General features: G+C 42.9%; 17 protein-coding genes and 1 riboswitch. Of the genes, 9 read left to right on the forward strand and 8 right to left on the reverse strand.

Annotation, left to right across the window (positions count from 1 at the left end):
* The first annotated feature begins 31 nt into the window (after nucleotides 1-31).
* The 7 genes from Q1X33_RS05880 to Q1X33_RS05910 all read left to right on the forward strand — a co-directional run bounded on the left by Q1X33_RS05880 (nucleotide 32) and on the right by Q1X33_RS05910 (nucleotide 5,580).
* Complete coding sequence (locus Q1X33_RS05880) at nucleotides 32-1,114, forward strand: DUF916 and DUF3324 domain-containing protein (protein ID WP_034868859.1); 1,083 nt, start codon at nucleotides 32-34, stop codon at nucleotides 1,112-1,114.
* Nucleotides 1,104-1,904, forward strand: coding sequence for a class A sortase (locus tag Q1X33_RS05885; RefSeq protein ID WP_034868969.1), 801 nt, complete (start codon nucleotides 1,104-1,106; stop codon nucleotides 1,902-1,904). The genes Q1X33_RS05880 and Q1X33_RS05885 overlap by 11 nt, the downstream gene beginning before the upstream one ends.
* 44 nt (nucleotides 1,905-1,948) lie before the next feature.
* On the forward strand, nucleotides 1,949-2,440 hold the full coding sequence (locus Q1X33_RS05890) for a hypothetical protein (RefSeq protein ID WP_034857822.1): 492 nt from the start codon (nucleotides 1,949-1,951) through the stop codon (nucleotides 2,438-2,440).
* A complete protein-coding gene (locus Q1X33_RS05895; RefSeq protein WP_010748665.1) occupies nucleotides 2,418-3,878 on the forward strand; it encodes a helix-turn-helix domain-containing protein in 1,461 nt (486 codons plus the stop codon). The genes Q1X33_RS05890 and Q1X33_RS05895 overlap by 23 nt, the downstream gene beginning before the upstream one ends.
* Nucleotides 3,879-4,086: 208 nt before the next feature.
* The gene (locus Q1X33_RS05900) at nucleotides 4,087-4,656 is read left to right on the forward strand and encodes a TetR/AcrR family transcriptional regulator (RefSeq protein WP_005227190.1); all 570 of its coding nucleotides are present in this window, start codon (nucleotides 4,087-4,089) and stop codon (nucleotides 4,654-4,656) included.
* A 3-nt stretch (nucleotides 4,657-4,659) separates the two neighbouring features.
* A complete protein-coding gene (locus Q1X33_RS05905) occupies nucleotides 4,660-5,118 on the forward strand; it encodes a low molecular weight protein-tyrosine-phosphatase (RefSeq protein WP_005227191.1) in 459 nt (152 codons plus the stop codon).
* Between the two features lie 108 nt (nucleotides 5,119-5,226).
* Nucleotides 5,227-5,580 (forward strand): hypothetical protein, encoded by a 354-nt coding sequence (locus tag Q1X33_RS05910; protein WP_005227192.1) that lies wholly within the window; start codon nucleotides 5,227-5,229, stop codon nucleotides 5,578-5,580.
* 63 nt (nucleotides 5,581-5,643) lie between these two features.
* On the opposite strand, the gene Q1X33_RS05915 is transcribed toward Q1X33_RS05910, so the two are convergent.
* The 6 genes from Q1X33_RS05915 to Q1X33_RS05940 all read right to left on the reverse strand — a co-directional run bounded on the left by Q1X33_RS05915 (nucleotide 5,644) and on the right by Q1X33_RS05940 (nucleotide 12,619).
* Nucleotides 5,644-6,003, reverse strand: a complete 360-nt coding sequence (locus tag Q1X33_RS05915) for an iron chaperone (protein WP_034868967.1) — start codon at nucleotides 6,001-6,003, stop codon at nucleotides 5,644-5,646.
* 360 nt (nucleotides 6,004-6,363) lie between these two features.
* Entirely contained in the window at nucleotides 6,364-7,869 is a 1,506-nt protein-coding gene (locus Q1X33_RS05920; RefSeq protein ID WP_005227194.1) for a helix-turn-helix domain-containing protein, read from the reverse strand.
* 118 nt (nucleotides 7,870-7,987) lie between these two features.
* The gene (gene brnQ / locus Q1X33_RS05925) at nucleotides 7,988-9,340 is read right to left on the reverse strand and encodes a branched-chain amino acid transport system II carrier protein (protein WP_005227195.1); all 1,353 of its coding nucleotides are present in this window, start codon (nucleotides 9,338-9,340) and stop codon (nucleotides 7,988-7,990) included.
* 204 nt (nucleotides 9,341-9,544) lie between these two features.
* A complete protein-coding gene (locus Q1X33_RS05930; RefSeq protein WP_005227196.1) occupies nucleotides 9,545-10,279 on the reverse strand; it encodes an amino acid ABC transporter ATP-binding protein in 735 nt (244 codons plus the stop codon).
* Nucleotides 10,280-10,290: 11 nt separating this feature from the next.
* Nucleotides 10,291-11,880: an ABC transporter permease subunit gene (locus tag Q1X33_RS05935; protein ID WP_005227197.1), complete on the reverse strand. Its 1,590-nt coding sequence runs from the start codon at nucleotides 11,878-11,880 to the stop codon at nucleotides 10,291-10,293.
* 115 nt (nucleotides 11,881-11,995) lie between these two features.
* Nucleotides 11,996-12,169: riboswitch (Lysine riboswitch) on the reverse strand.
* Between the two features lie 147 nt (nucleotides 12,170-12,316).
* The gene (locus Q1X33_RS05940) at nucleotides 12,317-12,619 is read right to left on the reverse strand and encodes a hypothetical protein (RefSeq protein ID WP_005227198.1); all 303 of its coding nucleotides are present in this window, start codon (nucleotides 12,617-12,619) and stop codon (nucleotides 12,317-12,319) included.
* Between the two features lie 315 nt (nucleotides 12,620-12,934).
* On the opposite strand from Q1X33_RS05940, the gene Q1X33_RS05945 reads away from it, so the two are divergent.
* Both Q1X33_RS05945 and Q1X33_RS05950 read left to right on the forward strand, forming a co-directional pair.
* Nucleotides 12,935-13,852 (forward strand): ABC transporter ATP-binding protein, encoded by a 918-nt coding sequence (locus Q1X33_RS05945; RefSeq protein WP_005227199.1) that lies wholly within the window; start codon nucleotides 12,935-12,937, stop codon nucleotides 13,850-13,852.
* A 1-nt stretch (nucleotide 13,853) separates the two neighbouring features.
* On the forward strand, nucleotides 13,854-14,615 hold the full coding sequence (locus Q1X33_RS05950; protein ID WP_010748673.1) for an ABC transporter permease: 762 nt from the start codon (nucleotides 13,854-13,856) through the stop codon (nucleotides 14,613-14,615).
* A gap of 75 nt (nucleotides 14,616-14,690) precedes the next feature.
* On the opposite strand, the gene Q1X33_RS05955 is transcribed toward Q1X33_RS05950, so the two are convergent.
* Both Q1X33_RS05955 and Q1X33_RS05960 read right to left on the reverse strand, forming a co-directional pair.
* The gene (locus Q1X33_RS05955; RefSeq protein ID WP_005227201.1) at nucleotides 14,691-15,596 is read right to left on the reverse strand and encodes a sensor histidine kinase KdpD; all 906 of its coding nucleotides are present in this window, start codon (nucleotides 15,594-15,596) and stop codon (nucleotides 14,691-14,693) included.
* Between the two features lie 14 nt (nucleotides 15,597-15,610).
* Nucleotides 15,611-16,279: a response regulator transcription factor gene (locus tag Q1X33_RS05960; protein WP_301969584.1), complete on the reverse strand. Its 669-nt coding sequence runs from the start codon at nucleotides 16,277-16,279 to the stop codon at nucleotides 15,611-15,613.
* Between the last annotated feature and the right edge of the window lie 49 nt (nucleotides 16,280-16,328).

Consider the following 16,328-nt stretch of genomic DNA (forward strand, 5'->3'; position numbering starts at 1 on the left):
GGAGAATACATAGAAAGAAGGGACATCCATCATGAAAAAAATCAACCAGCTTTTGGCGCTCCTATTCGCAAGTATTTTCTTTTTTGTACCAACGATAGGAACCGCTTCTGAATTTAACTTTGCCGTCAATCCCGTAATTCCAGAAAATCAAATCGATAAAGAAAAAACTTATTTTGACTTGAAAATGGCGCCGGGTGCGGTACAAACCGTTGAAGTCCAATTGCGTAATGACACCGATCAAGAGGTCGTCATCGCACCAGTGATCGCTTCAGCTACCACAAACTTAAACGGAGTCGTGGAATATGGCGAAAACGACATCGAAGCGGACGAAACCTTGCCTTATGATATGGCTGATTTGATTGAAGTGGATGAAGAGATCACGATCCCCAAACAATCCCAAATCACCTTACCCTTAAAGATCACCATGCCTTCAGAATCCTTTGAAGGGGTCATCGCAGGCGGATTGACCTTAAAAGAGACGACAGAGGAAACCGATACTGCTGACAGTGAAGAAGAGCAAGGGTTAGCTATCAAGAATGAGTATGCCTATGTCGTTGCGATTTTACTGCGACAAAACACAACAGAAGTTTCACCGGATCTAAAACTGCTAGATGTTGGACCAGGTCAAGTCAACGCCCGAAATACTATCAATGTCACCCTTCAAAATCCTGAAGCAGCTTACTTGAATTCATTACGCCTGATCAATGAAGTGAAGAAAAAAGGTGATAGCGACGTCTTGTATTCTTCGGATACCTCACGAATGCAAATGGCACCTAATTCCAACTTCTCGTACCCAATCTCTTTAGAAGGACAACGTTTAGAAGCAGGGACCTACGTGTTGACTTCCGTTGCCTATGGTGGAAAAAGCGATGAAGGGCAATACAAAATTGAAAATGAAGAAGGCGAAGAAGAAAGCTATCTCTATAAATGGACCTTCGAAAAAGAATTTACAGTGACGGGAGAGGTCGCACGTGATCTTAATAAGAAAGATGTGACGATCGAAACAGATTACACATGGCTTTACTTCTTGATCGGCGGACTGTTGCTACTACTCGCCTTGCTGCTGCTTTTATGGTACCGACGAAAGAAAAAAAATGAAACGGATGAAGCGTGAGCACCTTGAGAAATGCTTGATCGATGGGTTGATCATCGTAGGTATTCTTTTGCTGGCACTGCCTTTTCTAAAAGAAAGCATCGTCAGTTGGCAATTACGCACCACGCAATTGACGATAGCCACCCAGCTGCCGGCAACGATCCCAGAAGAAGAAACGATCCGAATGCCGGCTCTGTCAGATGTAATGGCGCCTCAGCCGACAACGATCACTGGGTACGGCTTTGTCGCAATCGAGGCGATCGATTTCCAGCAGCCGCTGTTGGTGGGACTAACGAATCAACAGCTGCTGAGAGGCGGCGTCGTGATGTTTCCCGAACGTTCGTTGAAAAATAGCAATTTTGTCGTTTTAGGGCATCATCTTGGCAGACAAAGTTTGTTATTTGGTCAGTTGCTAGAAGCACAGGTGGGGATGGAAGTATCAGTGACCTATCTCGAGGAGAGCCAACAGTATATCATCACGGATAAAAAAATCGTAGACGAGTCGGACTTGTCGGTGCTAGAGGAAGAACAGACACCAAAATTGACCTTGATCACTTGTCCTACGCCTACTCGAACAGAAGAACGGTACGTGCTGACAGCGATTCCTGTTGAGCAGGCAACTGCCGATCATCCACAAAAACCAGCGGCGACAATCAGCATGACGAAAGCAGCAAAAGTGATGGTTGAAAAACAAGAAACGGTATGGAAACAACAATCAATGAAAAATTGGTTTCTTTTATTTGTTATTTTATTTATAATTAGTGGATGTCTGCTGGGCGCCCATAAGTTGTTGGACCGTTCAGCGTCGTAGAAACATCATCAGAAGATGCGCTGATGATAAGGAGGGTGAATAAAATGAAACGCAGATTTGGCTTTGTCATTGGTGCGTGCATGATTATCGGAATGATCGATCTTGTTACAGAAAAAGTCGTTTTTGCGACCATTTATAATCCGCTGGACCCCTCAGAAGAAATCGTCCCGACGGACCCACCAGAAGAAATACCAGAAAAAGTGGAGGAACCGCCAACTGAAATGGAAGAATCCAAAGAACAACCCGCGCCTGAACCAGAAACCGTTCCGAAAAAAGAGCCGGAGCGATCCTCACTGTCAGAAAGCAGTTTTTTGGAGAAGCAAAAACATTTTGCCCAACGAGTCATGCTGGAGGATGTCTTTGCGCCGGATCGTTTGAACGTCGATCTAGCACTGCCAGGAAATAATACAGATGGTGATGGCGATGATAAGCCTTCTTATCTTGCCAGCTTGTGCTACTTATTTTCAGGAAACGTCCTTTATGGCCAAAAAAACAATGGAGGCTTGAAAACGCATGTTTGTGACATTTTTGAATAAGGCGGACAAACGAAAATTGGTGATGCTGCAATATTTGGAAAACGCAGTCGCTCTTTCGGAAACGAAGGAAACATTGATGGATCAATTGACCATGTCGGAATTTTTGATCAACAAAACCGTTCAAGAATTGAATCTTGATTTTTATGAACTCGGATTGAATGAGGAATTTGAGATCGTGACCGATGGGACGGTCATTAAACTGAATGCCTCGGGACTGGCAACTTCCGATACACTGCTGACCTATTATTTGGATCAAGCGTTGAAATTTTCCATGTTGAAAGAATGTTTTTTTGAGCAATTGTCTTCTTTATACGAATTTGCCACCAATCACTATTTAAGCCATAATCCCGTCTATAAAGAATTTAAACAGTTCAAACTGATCTTGAAAGAATATGATATTGAAGTGACGAAAGAATTTCAGCTGGTTGGGGAGGAAAGTGAGATCAGGGAATTTATTTTTCTCTTTTTTATGAAGGAATACTATCTGAATCATTCGCCTTTTCCAAAAGAAATCCTAGAAAAAGAAAAGACCTTTGATCGTTTTAATGAAAGCACCTGGCTTAAACCAGAACAGTCTGCTCGCATGCGGATTCGCAAGAAACATTATCTAGGAATCGTTTTGGCACGGATGACGAATGGTCATTACCTGCAAAACAGCGTGGAAAATGATTTAGTCTTGCCCAAACATCTCGTGATCATTGAGGAATTGAAACGCTGGCTGCAGGAGATTTTGACGATCACCGATCAAGAAGTGCTAGAGCGTGAAGCTCGAGATATTTTGCGCTTTTTGATCGTTGAGGGCTGGCTGATCGACAACAATAGCTACATCGATCAAGAACAAACCTATATCCAACAATTAAACGAGCATTTTATTCAAGCCGTCCAACAGCAGTTTTCCTTAACCGCAGATACGTTGGCACTTCTTCATGCTGAAACGACAACGATCCATTATCAGCTCTTGTCGTTTTCCTTTAGTTCTCGCTATGAATACCAATATATGGATGTGACGTATTTTCTTGAAACCTATCCAGAATATGCTGCCTTTTGCCGTAACTATCTGGAAGAAAGCCGCAACCGGCCGATCTTATGGAACAATAAAGAGTTTTTGTTTTTCAGGTACCTGATTCTGTTGATTTCCACGATTCCGCTAAAAGAGATTTTGGTTCCCTTGTATGTCTGCGTGGACTTTTCATTTGGCGATTCCTACAATCAGATGATCCAAAAGAATATCGAAAAAATCCTCGATTTAAATGTCCAATTCCAAAGTTACCCAGATGATCATACGCATCTGATTCTTTCAAACTTACCCTTTTATGGTGCATTGGGGATCGACCATATCTTATGGCTGGCACCACCTAGACCCATCGACTGGGCCAATTTCACTGAAAAAGTCAGTGTGATTCGAAGAGAACAGTTTCAAACCAAAATGGCACAATGAGCAACCTGCCGTTTAACTATCGAAAGCAACGTCTGCCTCAAATGGAGGCAGGCGTTTTTTGTAGAAACCTGTCCTATTTAAAAAGCGCCCAGGAATCTATTGCTCTGATGAAGGTTTCGGGGAAGGTCTGTGAAAAAGGACCATTTGATAGGATTTTTTTTTGCAGGAAAATTTGGTATGATAGAAAGAGAAGAAAAAGAGGTGCCCTATGATGGATGGGAAACAAACGAAGGCTGTGATTGGCCAGACATTGATCACCCTTTGTGAGACCAAAGAAGTGAATAAAATCAGCGTACAGGAGATCGCCGAAAAGGCGCAAGTCAATCGGCAGACGTTTTACTACCATTTTCCTGATAAAAAAGCTTTGATCCAATGGATCTATCGGCAAGATGCCCTGATTTTTTTGACGACAGAAGATGTCTCCCTTGATAACTGGGAAGAAGCCGCCTTGCGCATGCTGAAAGCAATGAAACAAGCGCCGGCCTTTTACCGCAAATCACTGGCTTATGACCGTGAAATCTTAATGAACGGATTTCTACAGATCACAGAACCGCTTTTTCAGCGCTTGTTCTTGGAGGTCGATCAAGAGCAGCAATTGACGAAACAAGACATTCTATTTTATAGCCGGTTCTTTTCCTACGGCTGCGGAGGCATTTTGGAAAATTGGATTCACAACGACTTTCCAGAGACCCCTTTAGAGATTGCAACGCAATTGTTTCGTTTGGCGAAGGATGTGGAATTTTTTGGCCACCAAATCTATGAAAAAGAGGAGCAGTGAGCGATGACGAAAGTTTTATTTGTTTGTTTAGGTAATATTTGCCGTTCCCCCATGGCAGAAGCTATTTATAAAGCAGAAATAGCAAAACGCAATTTGGATTGGCAGATCGATTCGGCAGCGACCAGCTCATGGGAAGTCGGACATTCTGCTCATCCCGGAACCAAAAAAAGATTGCGTCAAGCAGACTTATCCAGCGAGGGACTCATTTCACGGCAGATCACGGAAGCAGACTTTGCCAAATTTGACTGGATCATCGGTATGGATCAAAGCAATGTTGAAACACTTCAAGCGCTGGCACCTGCCGATACCAACGCAAAGATTCGTTCGTATTTGAGTGTTGTTCCTGGCAAAGAAAACGCGGAAGTACCAGATCCTTATTATACAGGAGATTTCGAAGAGACCTATCAACTGCTGCAAGAAGGAATTCCTTTTTGGCTAGAGGTTATTTCTTCTGAAAAATAAGGCGTGTTCGCTTGTATTTTACCAAAAATTTGCTAAAATAGAACCATGGAAATGCGAACGTATGTGTGGTTTTTATAAACTGCTGCAACGCGCAGAAAGGAATGTCCAATGGAAAAGAAACCATCGCCCATCAAACAATTGGGCAAACTCATTGTGATGACATCCACAACGTTGCTGGATACCTTTTTCAGTGATGATGCTGACAAGAAGAATCAGTCTGAAAAAGTCAAAGAAATCCAGCGAACGCTGCAAGAGGCAGCCGCTGCCAAGCACCTGGTCGTGCTGCAAGTAAAAACAGAGAAATTGGGTGGTTTTGAAACCGTTACCGGCTGGATCGTCGGCAAAACGGTAGCAAAAGAACAAGTTGTCTTGAAATTACAAAGCGACCGTCAGCAGCTGCGGATTATTCCCCTGCATCATGTGCTGAAAGTTAGCACCTTGAATACAAAACCTGGCTTGTAGACAAGCCTGTGCATAGCAAAAAAACCGCTGCGTCATTAGACACAGCGGTTTTTTTATTGCTGGTTAAGCGTGCTTGTTTTTGACTTCTGCGAGTCGCCAAGCGGTCATCACAGCGATCAGTTCGTAAGGGATCGGCTGTGCAAAAGGAAACTGAACCGCCCCTTTACTGGTTTTGTAGGGTTGTAGGTCTTCTTGGAAGGCCGTGATCGCAGAAGGCGTGGGATAAAAGCCAAGATGCTGTTTGGCGCAGGCAAAATGCACGATAGTTTCTCCCTGATGATAGGTAGGCATTTGATAACTGATTTTTTCAACCGCTTCAGGTAAAACGGCTTTGATGGTTTGACGGACCTTTCTTAAAATCGCTTGTCGTTCTGCTGGAGCTGTTGCAATGTATTGGTCAACTGTCGTAATGGCTTTTGTTATAGGACACCTCCTGGCTTTAGTATACGGCAAACCCCGTAAGAAAAAAAGGAGCCTGTCAGTGGGTAGCTGACAGGCAAGGAGTAAAAATGAAAAGTGTTAGTTAGGGTTGTTTGTTGGGTTATGTATACTATACTGTCCAAATATGAATTTTTTGTGGAGAAAAGATTGGAAAGTGTTTAAGTTTGCTGGCTGCGAAAAGAAGCAAAAAAAGACCCGTCGGTGGGTGGCCGACGGGAAGGAGTTAAAAATGAAAAAGTGTTAGTTAGGGTTGTTTGTTGGTATACATAGAGTATACGAGATAAATATGAATATTTTGTGACAAATCTTTTCGGAAGTTCTTAAGAAACCGTAACGGTTTGATTACAGAGAAAGGTTCTTTTCATCAAAACGGTTTTTCAAGGTACGATACAAATCAATGTATTGCCGATCATCTGCCGCATAATCCCAAATATAACTCATTTTTTCTGGTTTGAGTTTTTTCATCAACTGATTGGAACTAACGATGACATCATAGTTTTCTTGCTGGTTTAGATCATAAGGTTCTGCTGCTACGAAGGTCAAGTCATGTAAGAATTGATTTAAACCTTGAACGACTAAGAAATTGTCTTCTAACGCAACCCCTACCCGTAAACGATTTGAATAACGGATTTGATCATAAAACGGCAGCAGGGCGTGGGTATACATCGTTGCCATCTGCTCTTGGTTTTCATCGTTGATATAGTCCACCGCGGATTCTTCGCGATAACTCGTTAAGAATTCATCGATTTTTTGCTGCAGCTGCTCTTCAGCAGACCCGCGATTGATCGATGGCGTCAGCAAGCGATAGATATTTGGAAACGGCTGACGGAAAACGTAGTTGCCGAAAGTCACATTGATTAAATTGCCCACGACCAATGGCTCATCTAACAGGCCAGGTTGTGAAGCAAAGAAGGTTGCTTTCATCTCTGCTAACAAGTCTGCGACTAATGGATAAACTGGGTTTTGTTTGCTTGAAAAGAATTGCAAGGTTTGTTGCAACGCTTCTTCTTCAGGACTCAAATAGAATGGGAAGATTTGCGCCATCAAGTAAATAAACCCTGATTCGCCTTTTAATTGTTTGTCTGTCATTGAAACTTCAGGATCAACGACTTGTGTCAAACGCTCAAAATCGAAATATGGATTATTTTTCATTAGGAAATTGTACCGCTTGTCGTATTTGGCAAAATTTCCTTTTTTGATTCGTAAAAGAATCAAGGCAGCGAAATACTTCAACTCTAATCGGCCAAGATAAGAATGAGTCATTGGGAAGTACTCCGTGAATCGATCCACCATTTTTTCTGTCTCACTCTCAGCGATCGCAAATGGCCATTCTATTCCACGAGTACCTAACCAAATGATATTGAATAGGGAGAGCCGCACAAGACGCTCATCGCCCACCAAGTTTGATTCAGTGTACGTAAAGCGAAGCTGAAATTGCTTCAAATGTTTTTTTAGATGTTCAAATTTGCGAGACACCGTTGAACGACTGACATCGTATTTTGCACAAAAATCCGTGATCGTAGGATGGTCTTCATTCAGCATGTAAAGAACATATAAGAACGGAACGCTTTTATTCAATAAATAGAAGCGGTATTCATCGATCGTTACCGCGATATTCTGAGGCTGTAATTTACCGCCACGACCGAGTATCGACATATGATCCGGAGTTAACTCAGTTAGATCTTGGTCGATCTCAGTCAACTCTATAAAAGCTTGTTGGTAGCTTAACTCCATTTCCTTTGCCAATTGTGCGATTGGGTGGCTAGGGTTTTGCAGAGTCAGCATACGCCGGAATATTTTAAATTTAATTAATGTTTGCGGGTCCATCATAAGTTCTTCATAAAACATAGGTATCCTCCTTTGTGGCTCTATTGTATCTTTTTTTTACGAAACTGTCAGTCTTTTTAATCAAAAAAATAGCCTACCCTTTAAAAAAAGGTAGGTTATTTTCATCTTTTTAACTAATTTAGGCTGAAACAGGGTCTTTTTTGAACCACGACCATAGCAAACCGATCAAAAATCCGATCGCAGCTGGTACGACCCACCCCATCCCGATTTGGAAAAAGGGCAGATAATCTGACGCAAAAGACAAGATTCCTTGCACGAAAGCATTGTTGGTAATCAGTGCAGGACTTGCATTTAAGCCGTCGATGATTGCAGCGATCAACGTGAAGTATGTCGTCATTCGATAGACACTGGCACGATGATGAAACAAGGGACTGATGATCGCCAACAAAATCAACGTGATCGCCAGTGGATAGATAAACATCAAGACTGGAATAGAAAACTCGATGATATTGGTCAAGCCGACATTGGCGAAGATCGCTGGCAAGATACTTGTCAAAGCGATAAAGAATCCGTAGCTTTGCTTGGGAAACAATCCAGCAAAGGTTTCGGAAAAAGCCGTGATCAAACCAATGGCAGTTTTTAAACAAGCGGAGATAACGATCAAAGCCAACAGCAGACTGCCGACAGTGCCAAGGTAATGGTTGGCGATTTGTGCTAAAGCGATCCCCCCGTTTTCGCTGATAGGAAATTGCCCTAGACTTTTGGTTCCCATATAAGAAAGTAAGGTATAGATGATCCCCATCAACACGATGCTGACAGAACCAGAAAGGATCGTGTCTTTTGCGACCGTCGTAGGTTTTTCAACCCCCATATTGCGAATCGTCGAGACGATGATGATCCCGAAGGCTAAAGATGCCAGCGCATCAAGGGTATTGTAACCGTTGGTGAAACCAGTAAAGAAAGCATCGCTTTGATAGCTAGGATAGATCGGCGCATCGCTGATGGTTCCTAGAGGTTGCCAAAAAGCAAAAAACAGCAAAACGCCTAGTAAGACCAGAAATAATGGATTCAAAAATTTCCCGACATAATCTAAGATTTTGCTTGGTTTACGAGAAAACCACCAGGCAGCGCCAAAGAAGAGGGCAGAAAACAACGCCAATAACCAAGTTTGCATGTCAGATGAAACATGGGGAGCGATCCCGATCTCATAAGAAGTGGTAGCCAAACGGGGTAAAGCAAAGAAAGGCCCGATCACTAAATAAAGCAAAATCGTAAATATCATTGCATAGCGGCGATTGATCCGAGAAGCTAATTCAAAAACACCGCTGCTTTGGGAAACGCCAATAGCAATGACCCCTAAAAACGGCAAGCCGATTCCCGTTACTAAAAAGCCAAGGTTGGCTAAACCGACATTCGCACCAGCTTCTTGTCCCATGTGAACTGGGAAGATTAGATTTCCGGCACCAAAGAAAAGACCGAAAAGCATTGATCCAACATACATATAATCCTTAAATTGTAACTTTTTTTCCATAAATGAAAGCTCCTATAATTCCTTAGTTTTAAAAAAAATAACAAAGTTTCTAACAAATAGCAATGGTTTTTTGTGATTTTTTGATAAATTCTGACAATTGTCGTTTAGAGAATAAAAAAACACTTAGCATTAAATTCTTCCAAGCGTACTGAAAAAGGACGAAAAAGCTCGGAAGAAGACCGCTAAGTGTTTCAAGACAGAAAATTAATTCAACACACGGGAAAGGAATTCTTTGGTGCGCTGTTCTTTTGGATGAATAAAGATATCTTCAGGTGTCCCTTGTTCGGCAATGACACCTTGATCCATAAAGATGACCCGATCAGATACTTCTTTGGCAAAGCCCATTTCGTGGGTAACGATCACCATCGTCAAGCCAGTATGAGCTAACGTATTCATGGTCTTCAACACTTCACCGACCATTTCTGGATCCAGTGCAGAAGTCGGCTCATCAAACAACATGACATCTGGATTCATCGATAAGGCACGGGCAATGGCTACCCGTTGTTTTTGTCCGCCTGAAAGCTGGGAAGGCTTGGCGTTGGCATATTGAGCCATACCGACTTGCTCCAGATTTTCTTTGGCAGTCGCTTCTGCTTCTTTGCGATCACGTTTCAAAACAGTGACTTGTCCCGTCACGCAGTTTTCTAATACATTCATATTGTTGAATAGGTTAAAGGATTGGAAAACCATTCCTAGATGCGTACGGTATTTCGGCAAGTCATAGCCTTTTTCCAGCACATTTTCACCTAAGTAGATGATTTGCCCACTGGTTGGTTTTTCTAACAAGTTGATGCAGCGAAGAAGTGTGGATTTTCCTGAACCAGAAGAACCGATGATCGTGACAACTTCTCCTTTATTAACAGACAAACTGATGTCTTTTAAGACTTCGTTGTCGCCAAAACTCTTTTTTAAATGGTCAATTTCAATGATTGCTGACATGTTCTTCCTCCTTATTCGTTCGGGTTGATGTCTTCTAATTTGACATACGCACTGGGACCATCCATTTTGCGTTCAACAAAGCGCAAGATCTGGGTGGCACTGATGGTCAAGACTAAGTAGATCACACCGATGATCGCAAATGTTTGGAAGTATTGGAAGTTCGTTCCAGCGGCTGATGTACCTTGGAAGAAGAGGTCCGCAACACTGATGACACTTAAGACAGCAGTATCTTTGATATTGATAATGATCTCATTTCCGGTAGCTGGTAAAATATTGCGCATTACTTGCGGCAACACGACTTTGATCATGGTTTGCCAATGGGACATTCCGATGGCTTGAGCTGCTTCAAATTGACCGTCATCTACAGCAAAAATCCCTCCACGAACGATTTCAGACATGTAGGCACCCGTATTGATAGAAACGATCAGGACAGCTGCCAGCGTGCGATTCATGGAGACACCAAAGGCTAGAGCCGTTCCGTAGAAAATAACCATTGCCTGAACCATCATTGGGGTACCGCGGAAAACTTCGATATAGATGGTCAGCAGGCCGTTGACGATTCGTTGGAAGAAACGTCCTACTGGATTTTCTGAAAGCGGCAGTGTCCGGAAGATACCGACTAAAAGACCGATGATTAATCCGATGATCGTTGAAAGGATCGCGATGAATAAGGTCAAGCCAGCGCCTCGTAAAAAGAGCATGCCGTAATCATCAATGATTTTTTTGAAATCAGCGATCAGACCTTGATCCGCCGTTTCTCCGCTGGCATCTGCAGGCTGATCTAAGACTGCTTGATCCATCAGGGAAACCCGTTCTTCTTCAGAGATTCCTGCAAGGATCTCATTGACTTTTTCAACATCGGGATCGCCTTTGCGCATCCCGACTGCTACTTGGACGTCTTCTGGATTGGTTTCAAAACCTGCTCCTTCATCGAACTCGACCATCTTCAAATCAGGATTTGCTCCGACGGCAGTGACGCCTTCTGGTCGTTCGCTGACGTAGCCGTCAATGATGCCCGAAGCTAAAGCAACGCGCATGGAGGAGAAGTCCCGCATGGCTTGTTCTTTTTGGACCTCAGGGATTTGATCAATGACCGTATAATGGAAGGTATTCAGCTGAGCAGTGATTTTTGCCCCCGAAAGATCGGCGAGGCTTTTGGCATCGGCGAATGCTCCATCTTTACGTACTACGACCACCAAGTCGGATTCATAGTAAGGATCAGTAAAATCAATTTGCTCGCGGCGTTCGGCCGTGGGTGACATACCAGCGATGACGGCATCGATAGTCCCCGCCTGTAATGCTGGCGGCAGACCGTCCCATTGGGTTTTAACGATCACTAATTCCTTGCCTAAACCTTCAGCGATTCGTTTGGCGATCTGGACATCGTAACCGCCGGCAAACGCCGAGCCTTCTTCCCCAGAAATCGGCACGGCACCATTGGCGTCCGTCGTTTGCGTCCAGTTGAAGGGGGCATAGCCTGCCTCCATACCGACACGAAATTGTTCCGCAGGCGTTTGGTCATCTGCTTGCACGGTTAGGGGCAGCTGAATGAGGGTTAGACAGAGGGCGAAGACCGCCCAGATCCAATTATTTTTTTTCATTTTATCTCTTTCCTTTCACGAGTTGGACAAGCAGGTAAGGATGAAAAAGCAAAAAAACAGCCGTACTCCATGATTGGAAAACGGCTGTTGACAGGTCATCGTCGACAAACCTTTCACAAAACATAGCGCAACTTAGACAAGCTAAGACAGTCCGCAAATTGTTCATTTGCGGCCCAACAAAATCGATGCAAGCAAAACCGATCTTGTTTCGGCGATGTTCCCTAGCTCTGCTGTAAACGTGTTGCTTCACTCAGCAGGATTAATGAACCTCGCGACCTCTACCTAAATGTTAAAGGGTACTCGTATTTAATTTGATTCTTCTCAGAGTTTAGAAGAAAAGCACCCAAATGTCAATTCTTTTTAACAAAAAAACGACCATTTCCCTATTTTTATCAAAGAGAAAGCGGATCGTTTTTACGAGTGTCTATTGGAACCCTTAAGCGACTTTCGCTTTTGGTTCACGGCCTAAAACAGCTTGGATGACTGTCAAGCCAAGCAATAAGCCAAGTGCTAGATAGATGAGGCTTGAGTATTGTGTAACGCCCCAATCTTGTCCTAAGGTACGGTAAACCACAAGGACGATGGCTTGAATGATTGCTGTGATGACATTTAAAAAGCCAAATGCCCATAAATTGCCATTTTCTTTACGTGCTAAATAGAAGATAGAGAAATATAAGCTGACTGCCAACCAACCGAAACTGATAATGATCATTGCCCAATAAATAATAGCTGCTACCAATGTATTTCACCTCACTTTGATTCGTGACTAGTTTACCACGTTTTTTGTTCCTTGTCATGAAGGAATCTCTTTCTTTGTGAGGCAAAAAACAAAGCGTAAAAGCTGCAGCAAAATGATCGTTTGCTATATTTATTGCTGGAGGGTTTGCTGTCAAAGAGAGATTTTCTTCGAAAGGTGCATTTTCAGCTGTGTATAATAGAAATATGTTGTTTTTTGCAAAAAACTACGAGTTAAGAATCAATTAATAATTAGTTAATAGCTGATTTAGATCTGCTTGCTAGAATGATCTCAGAAGCAAGCAAGGAGGAAGTAGAAATGGAAAATGTTCTTAAAATCAAAGGATTAAACAAGCGATACGGCAAACAGCTGGCGCTGCATGATGTCGATCTAACGATCGCCAAAGGAGATATTTATGGATTGGTAGGGAGAAATGGTGCTGGGAAGACGACCTTACTAAAAGCGATCGTGCAGTTGATCCAACCCACCAGTGGCAGTCTGCAGTTGTTTGGTGTTGAAGGCGGCAAAGCGTACATCCAGATGCTGAAACGGGTCGGTAATGTGATTGAGACCCCAGTCGCTTACGACCAATTGACCGCAGAACAAAATTTGAACTATTATTGCAAAATCAGCGGGGTGGTGGAACCTGATGCCGTTAGTAAAGCACTGGCGTTTGTTGGTTTGACCAATGTCGGCAACAAGAAATACCGTGATTTTTCTTTAGGGATGAAACAAAAACTGGGCTTAGCGATTGCTTTATTGAATCAGCCAGATTTTCTAATTTTAGATGAACCGATCAATGGCTTGGATCCTGTCGCGATCGTTGAATTTCGAGAGCTGCTTTTACGATTGAATCAAGAACGCGGCATGACGATTTTGATCTCCAGCCATATTTTAGAAGAACTGTATCTAGTGGCTACACGCTTTGGGGTCATTAGTGAGGGGCGTCTGATCAAAGAGATGACCAAGCACGAATTCGATCTGATGGCGAAACGGTTTATTCAGTTAGAAGTCGATGATGTAGCCACAGCTAGCCGCTTACTGGACAGTCAGCTGATTTCTGAATATAAAGTTATCAGTGACCACAAGATCCACATCTACCAAGAAAATGTATTGATTCGTGATTTAATCCGTCAATTGGTTTATGAAGGGATCGCTATCGACCAGATTTCTTTTGAAGGGGAAAACCTAGAGTCGTATTTCAAAGAGTTAGTGACAAGTGAAGGGGGAAATTAAGATGTTGAATTTTATTCGGGCAGATTTGTATCGTTTATCTAAAAGTAAAAGTTTTTGGATCACAGAAGGAATTATTTTATTGTTGGTGATTTTAGCGGTTGTTTCAAATGGTGACGTGGGAGTCACCCTGGGAGATAGTACGCAAACCACAGGCAGCCTTGCCGAAATGACGGGCTTTCTTGCAATCCAGACCAGCCTGTCTTCCATGTTATTGTATTATTCACTGCCGTTAGTGATGCAAGTTTTAGGGAGTGAGTACACGAAAGGGACGATGAAGAATATCATTACCGTCGGTGTTTCTAAACCCGCCTATCTCTTTGGAAAATTCTTGGTGTATGCGTTGGTACTTGTCTTGCAAATTTTGGCTATTTGCTTAGTGAGCTTTGTTGCGGGGACGATCATTGGCGGTACCGGCTTTGAAGACATCTCTCAGCTAGAAAACTTAGTGTATTATTTCGCTGGCTTTGTATTGATCTTATTGGCTACCTCATCCTTTGCCTTGTTGGTGTTGTATTTGACCAAAAATACAGCAGTCAGCGTGTTGGCGACGATCTTTATTCCGATGGGCTTTGCGATTGCACGTTTTTCTTTGCCAACCTGGAAATTTTTAGAATACTTGGATTTCCAAGGCGGATTAGAGATGGTGACTATGACCACTTTCAAAACGTGGGAAATGGTTCAACCAATTTTTGTTGGGAGTCTGATCAGTTTGTTGCTTTGTCTTTTGGCTGCACATCTGGTGTTTAAGAGACAAGAATTATAAAGAAAAGAAAAACGTCCAACAGGACCGACCGAAAAAGGTCAGACTGTTGGACGTTTTTGTCCGTGTAGCTAGTGTTTAATGGGACTTAGCAGACTGCTGCCAAGACAAAGTCAAACGAAACGTCTCTTCGGTTGTATCCAGTTGAATCTTCCCCTCTAATGCATGAGTCAATGCCGCAATGATATACAGACCAAGTCCAGCTTGCTGTTTGTGCCGTGAAAGGTCTTCCGTATAAAAGCGGTGAGTCAATTTTTCTGGGTGCTGGATCGGTGTCCTCAGCTGATTTTCCTGTTGGAAAACGATGCGGTCTCCTTGTTGTTTCAAGCGGATCGTTCCCGTTTCATTGCCATGTTCCAGCAGATTACCAAGGACATTTTGAAAAATACGCTGCCAACTTTTTTTATCTGAAATGATCATGATATTGGGTTGGATCGCAACCGTCAGTGATAAATGGTTTTCCTCAAAAGAAGGATAGAGTTGGAGCAGTTCCTCCTCCAGCAAACGAGAAAGATCGAATTCTTCTAAGGTCAAAGCCAGTTGATTGTCTTTGAGGCGCTGATAGGTCAATAACTGTTCCAGATGATTTTCGACTTTTTCTAGGTTACTGCTGACTTTTTCCAACAGCTGCAGCTGTTGGTTGTTGAGGGTCGTATCGGCTTGCAGCAGTTGTGTGTAGCCGCTGGCGACCGTTAAAGGTGTGCGCAAGTCGTGAGAGATATTTTGAATGGCTTGTTCCAATTGCTGGTTTTCTTGCAGCATTTGATAGTGTTGCTGCTTATTTTTTCTAAGTATCTGATTGTTTAACAAGGCGATCGCTTTTAAAGCGGGTACGCGGGTCTGCAAATGGATCTCTTGATTTGTTTCGATTTCGCTGATTCTTGCTAATTGTTGGTGGTACTTTTTCAGATCATACAGTAAAAATAGCCAGTAACCGATCAATAAAGCAACGATCAAGGCAGCGAAAAACTGAAGTATATGCATGGGGTTCCTCCTATTTAAGCTAGCTTGATGCCGATGCCCCAGACAGTATCGATATACGCTTCCTCTGGATCGAGTGTTTTGATTTTGCTGCGTAAATGGCTGATATGGACATTGATCGTGTTTTCTTCACCGTAATAGGGTTCTTGCCAAACAGCTTCATAGAGCATTTCTTTCGTATAAACTTTTTTGGGGTTGGCTAAGAGCAGGGAAAAAATCTCAAACTCCTTTTTCTTCAACTGAACCGTTGCTTCTCCTCGTTGCAGCTGAAACGAGTCAGGCAACAGTTGAATGTTTTTATACGAGAGGCTGCTGGCAACAGGAGGGGCTTGTTTATTTGTGCGCAACTGAACAATGATACGGGCTTTTAATTCTTCGACATTGAAGGGTTTGGTCAAGTAATCATTGGCACCCGCCAGCAAAAGGGTGGAAACATCGGCTGGTTCATCTAAGGCAGTCAAGATAATGACGGGTACCGTGGAGGTTTGGCGAATCTCTTGCAAGACTTGTGTCCCATCTTTACCAGGGAACATTCGATCTAGCAAAATCAAATCGAAAGCATCTTGCTGAAAAAGTAGCAGACCTTCCGTGCCGGAATAGGCTTGCTGGACAGTATAGTCAGCTGCTAAAATAGTAGCCAACATTTCGCTGATCTCATTGTTGTCTTCGATAATCAAAATTTTCATTTGGTTTTCCCATTCTCCTTGCATTTGTTGCATCTATTATAAGCAATTC

It is taken from the genome of Enterococcus sp. B2E4, from assembly GCF_030499455.1.
GTDB classification, from domain to species: Bacteria; Bacillota; Bacilli; order Lactobacillales; family Enterococcaceae; genus Enterococcus_D; species Enterococcus_D casseliflavus.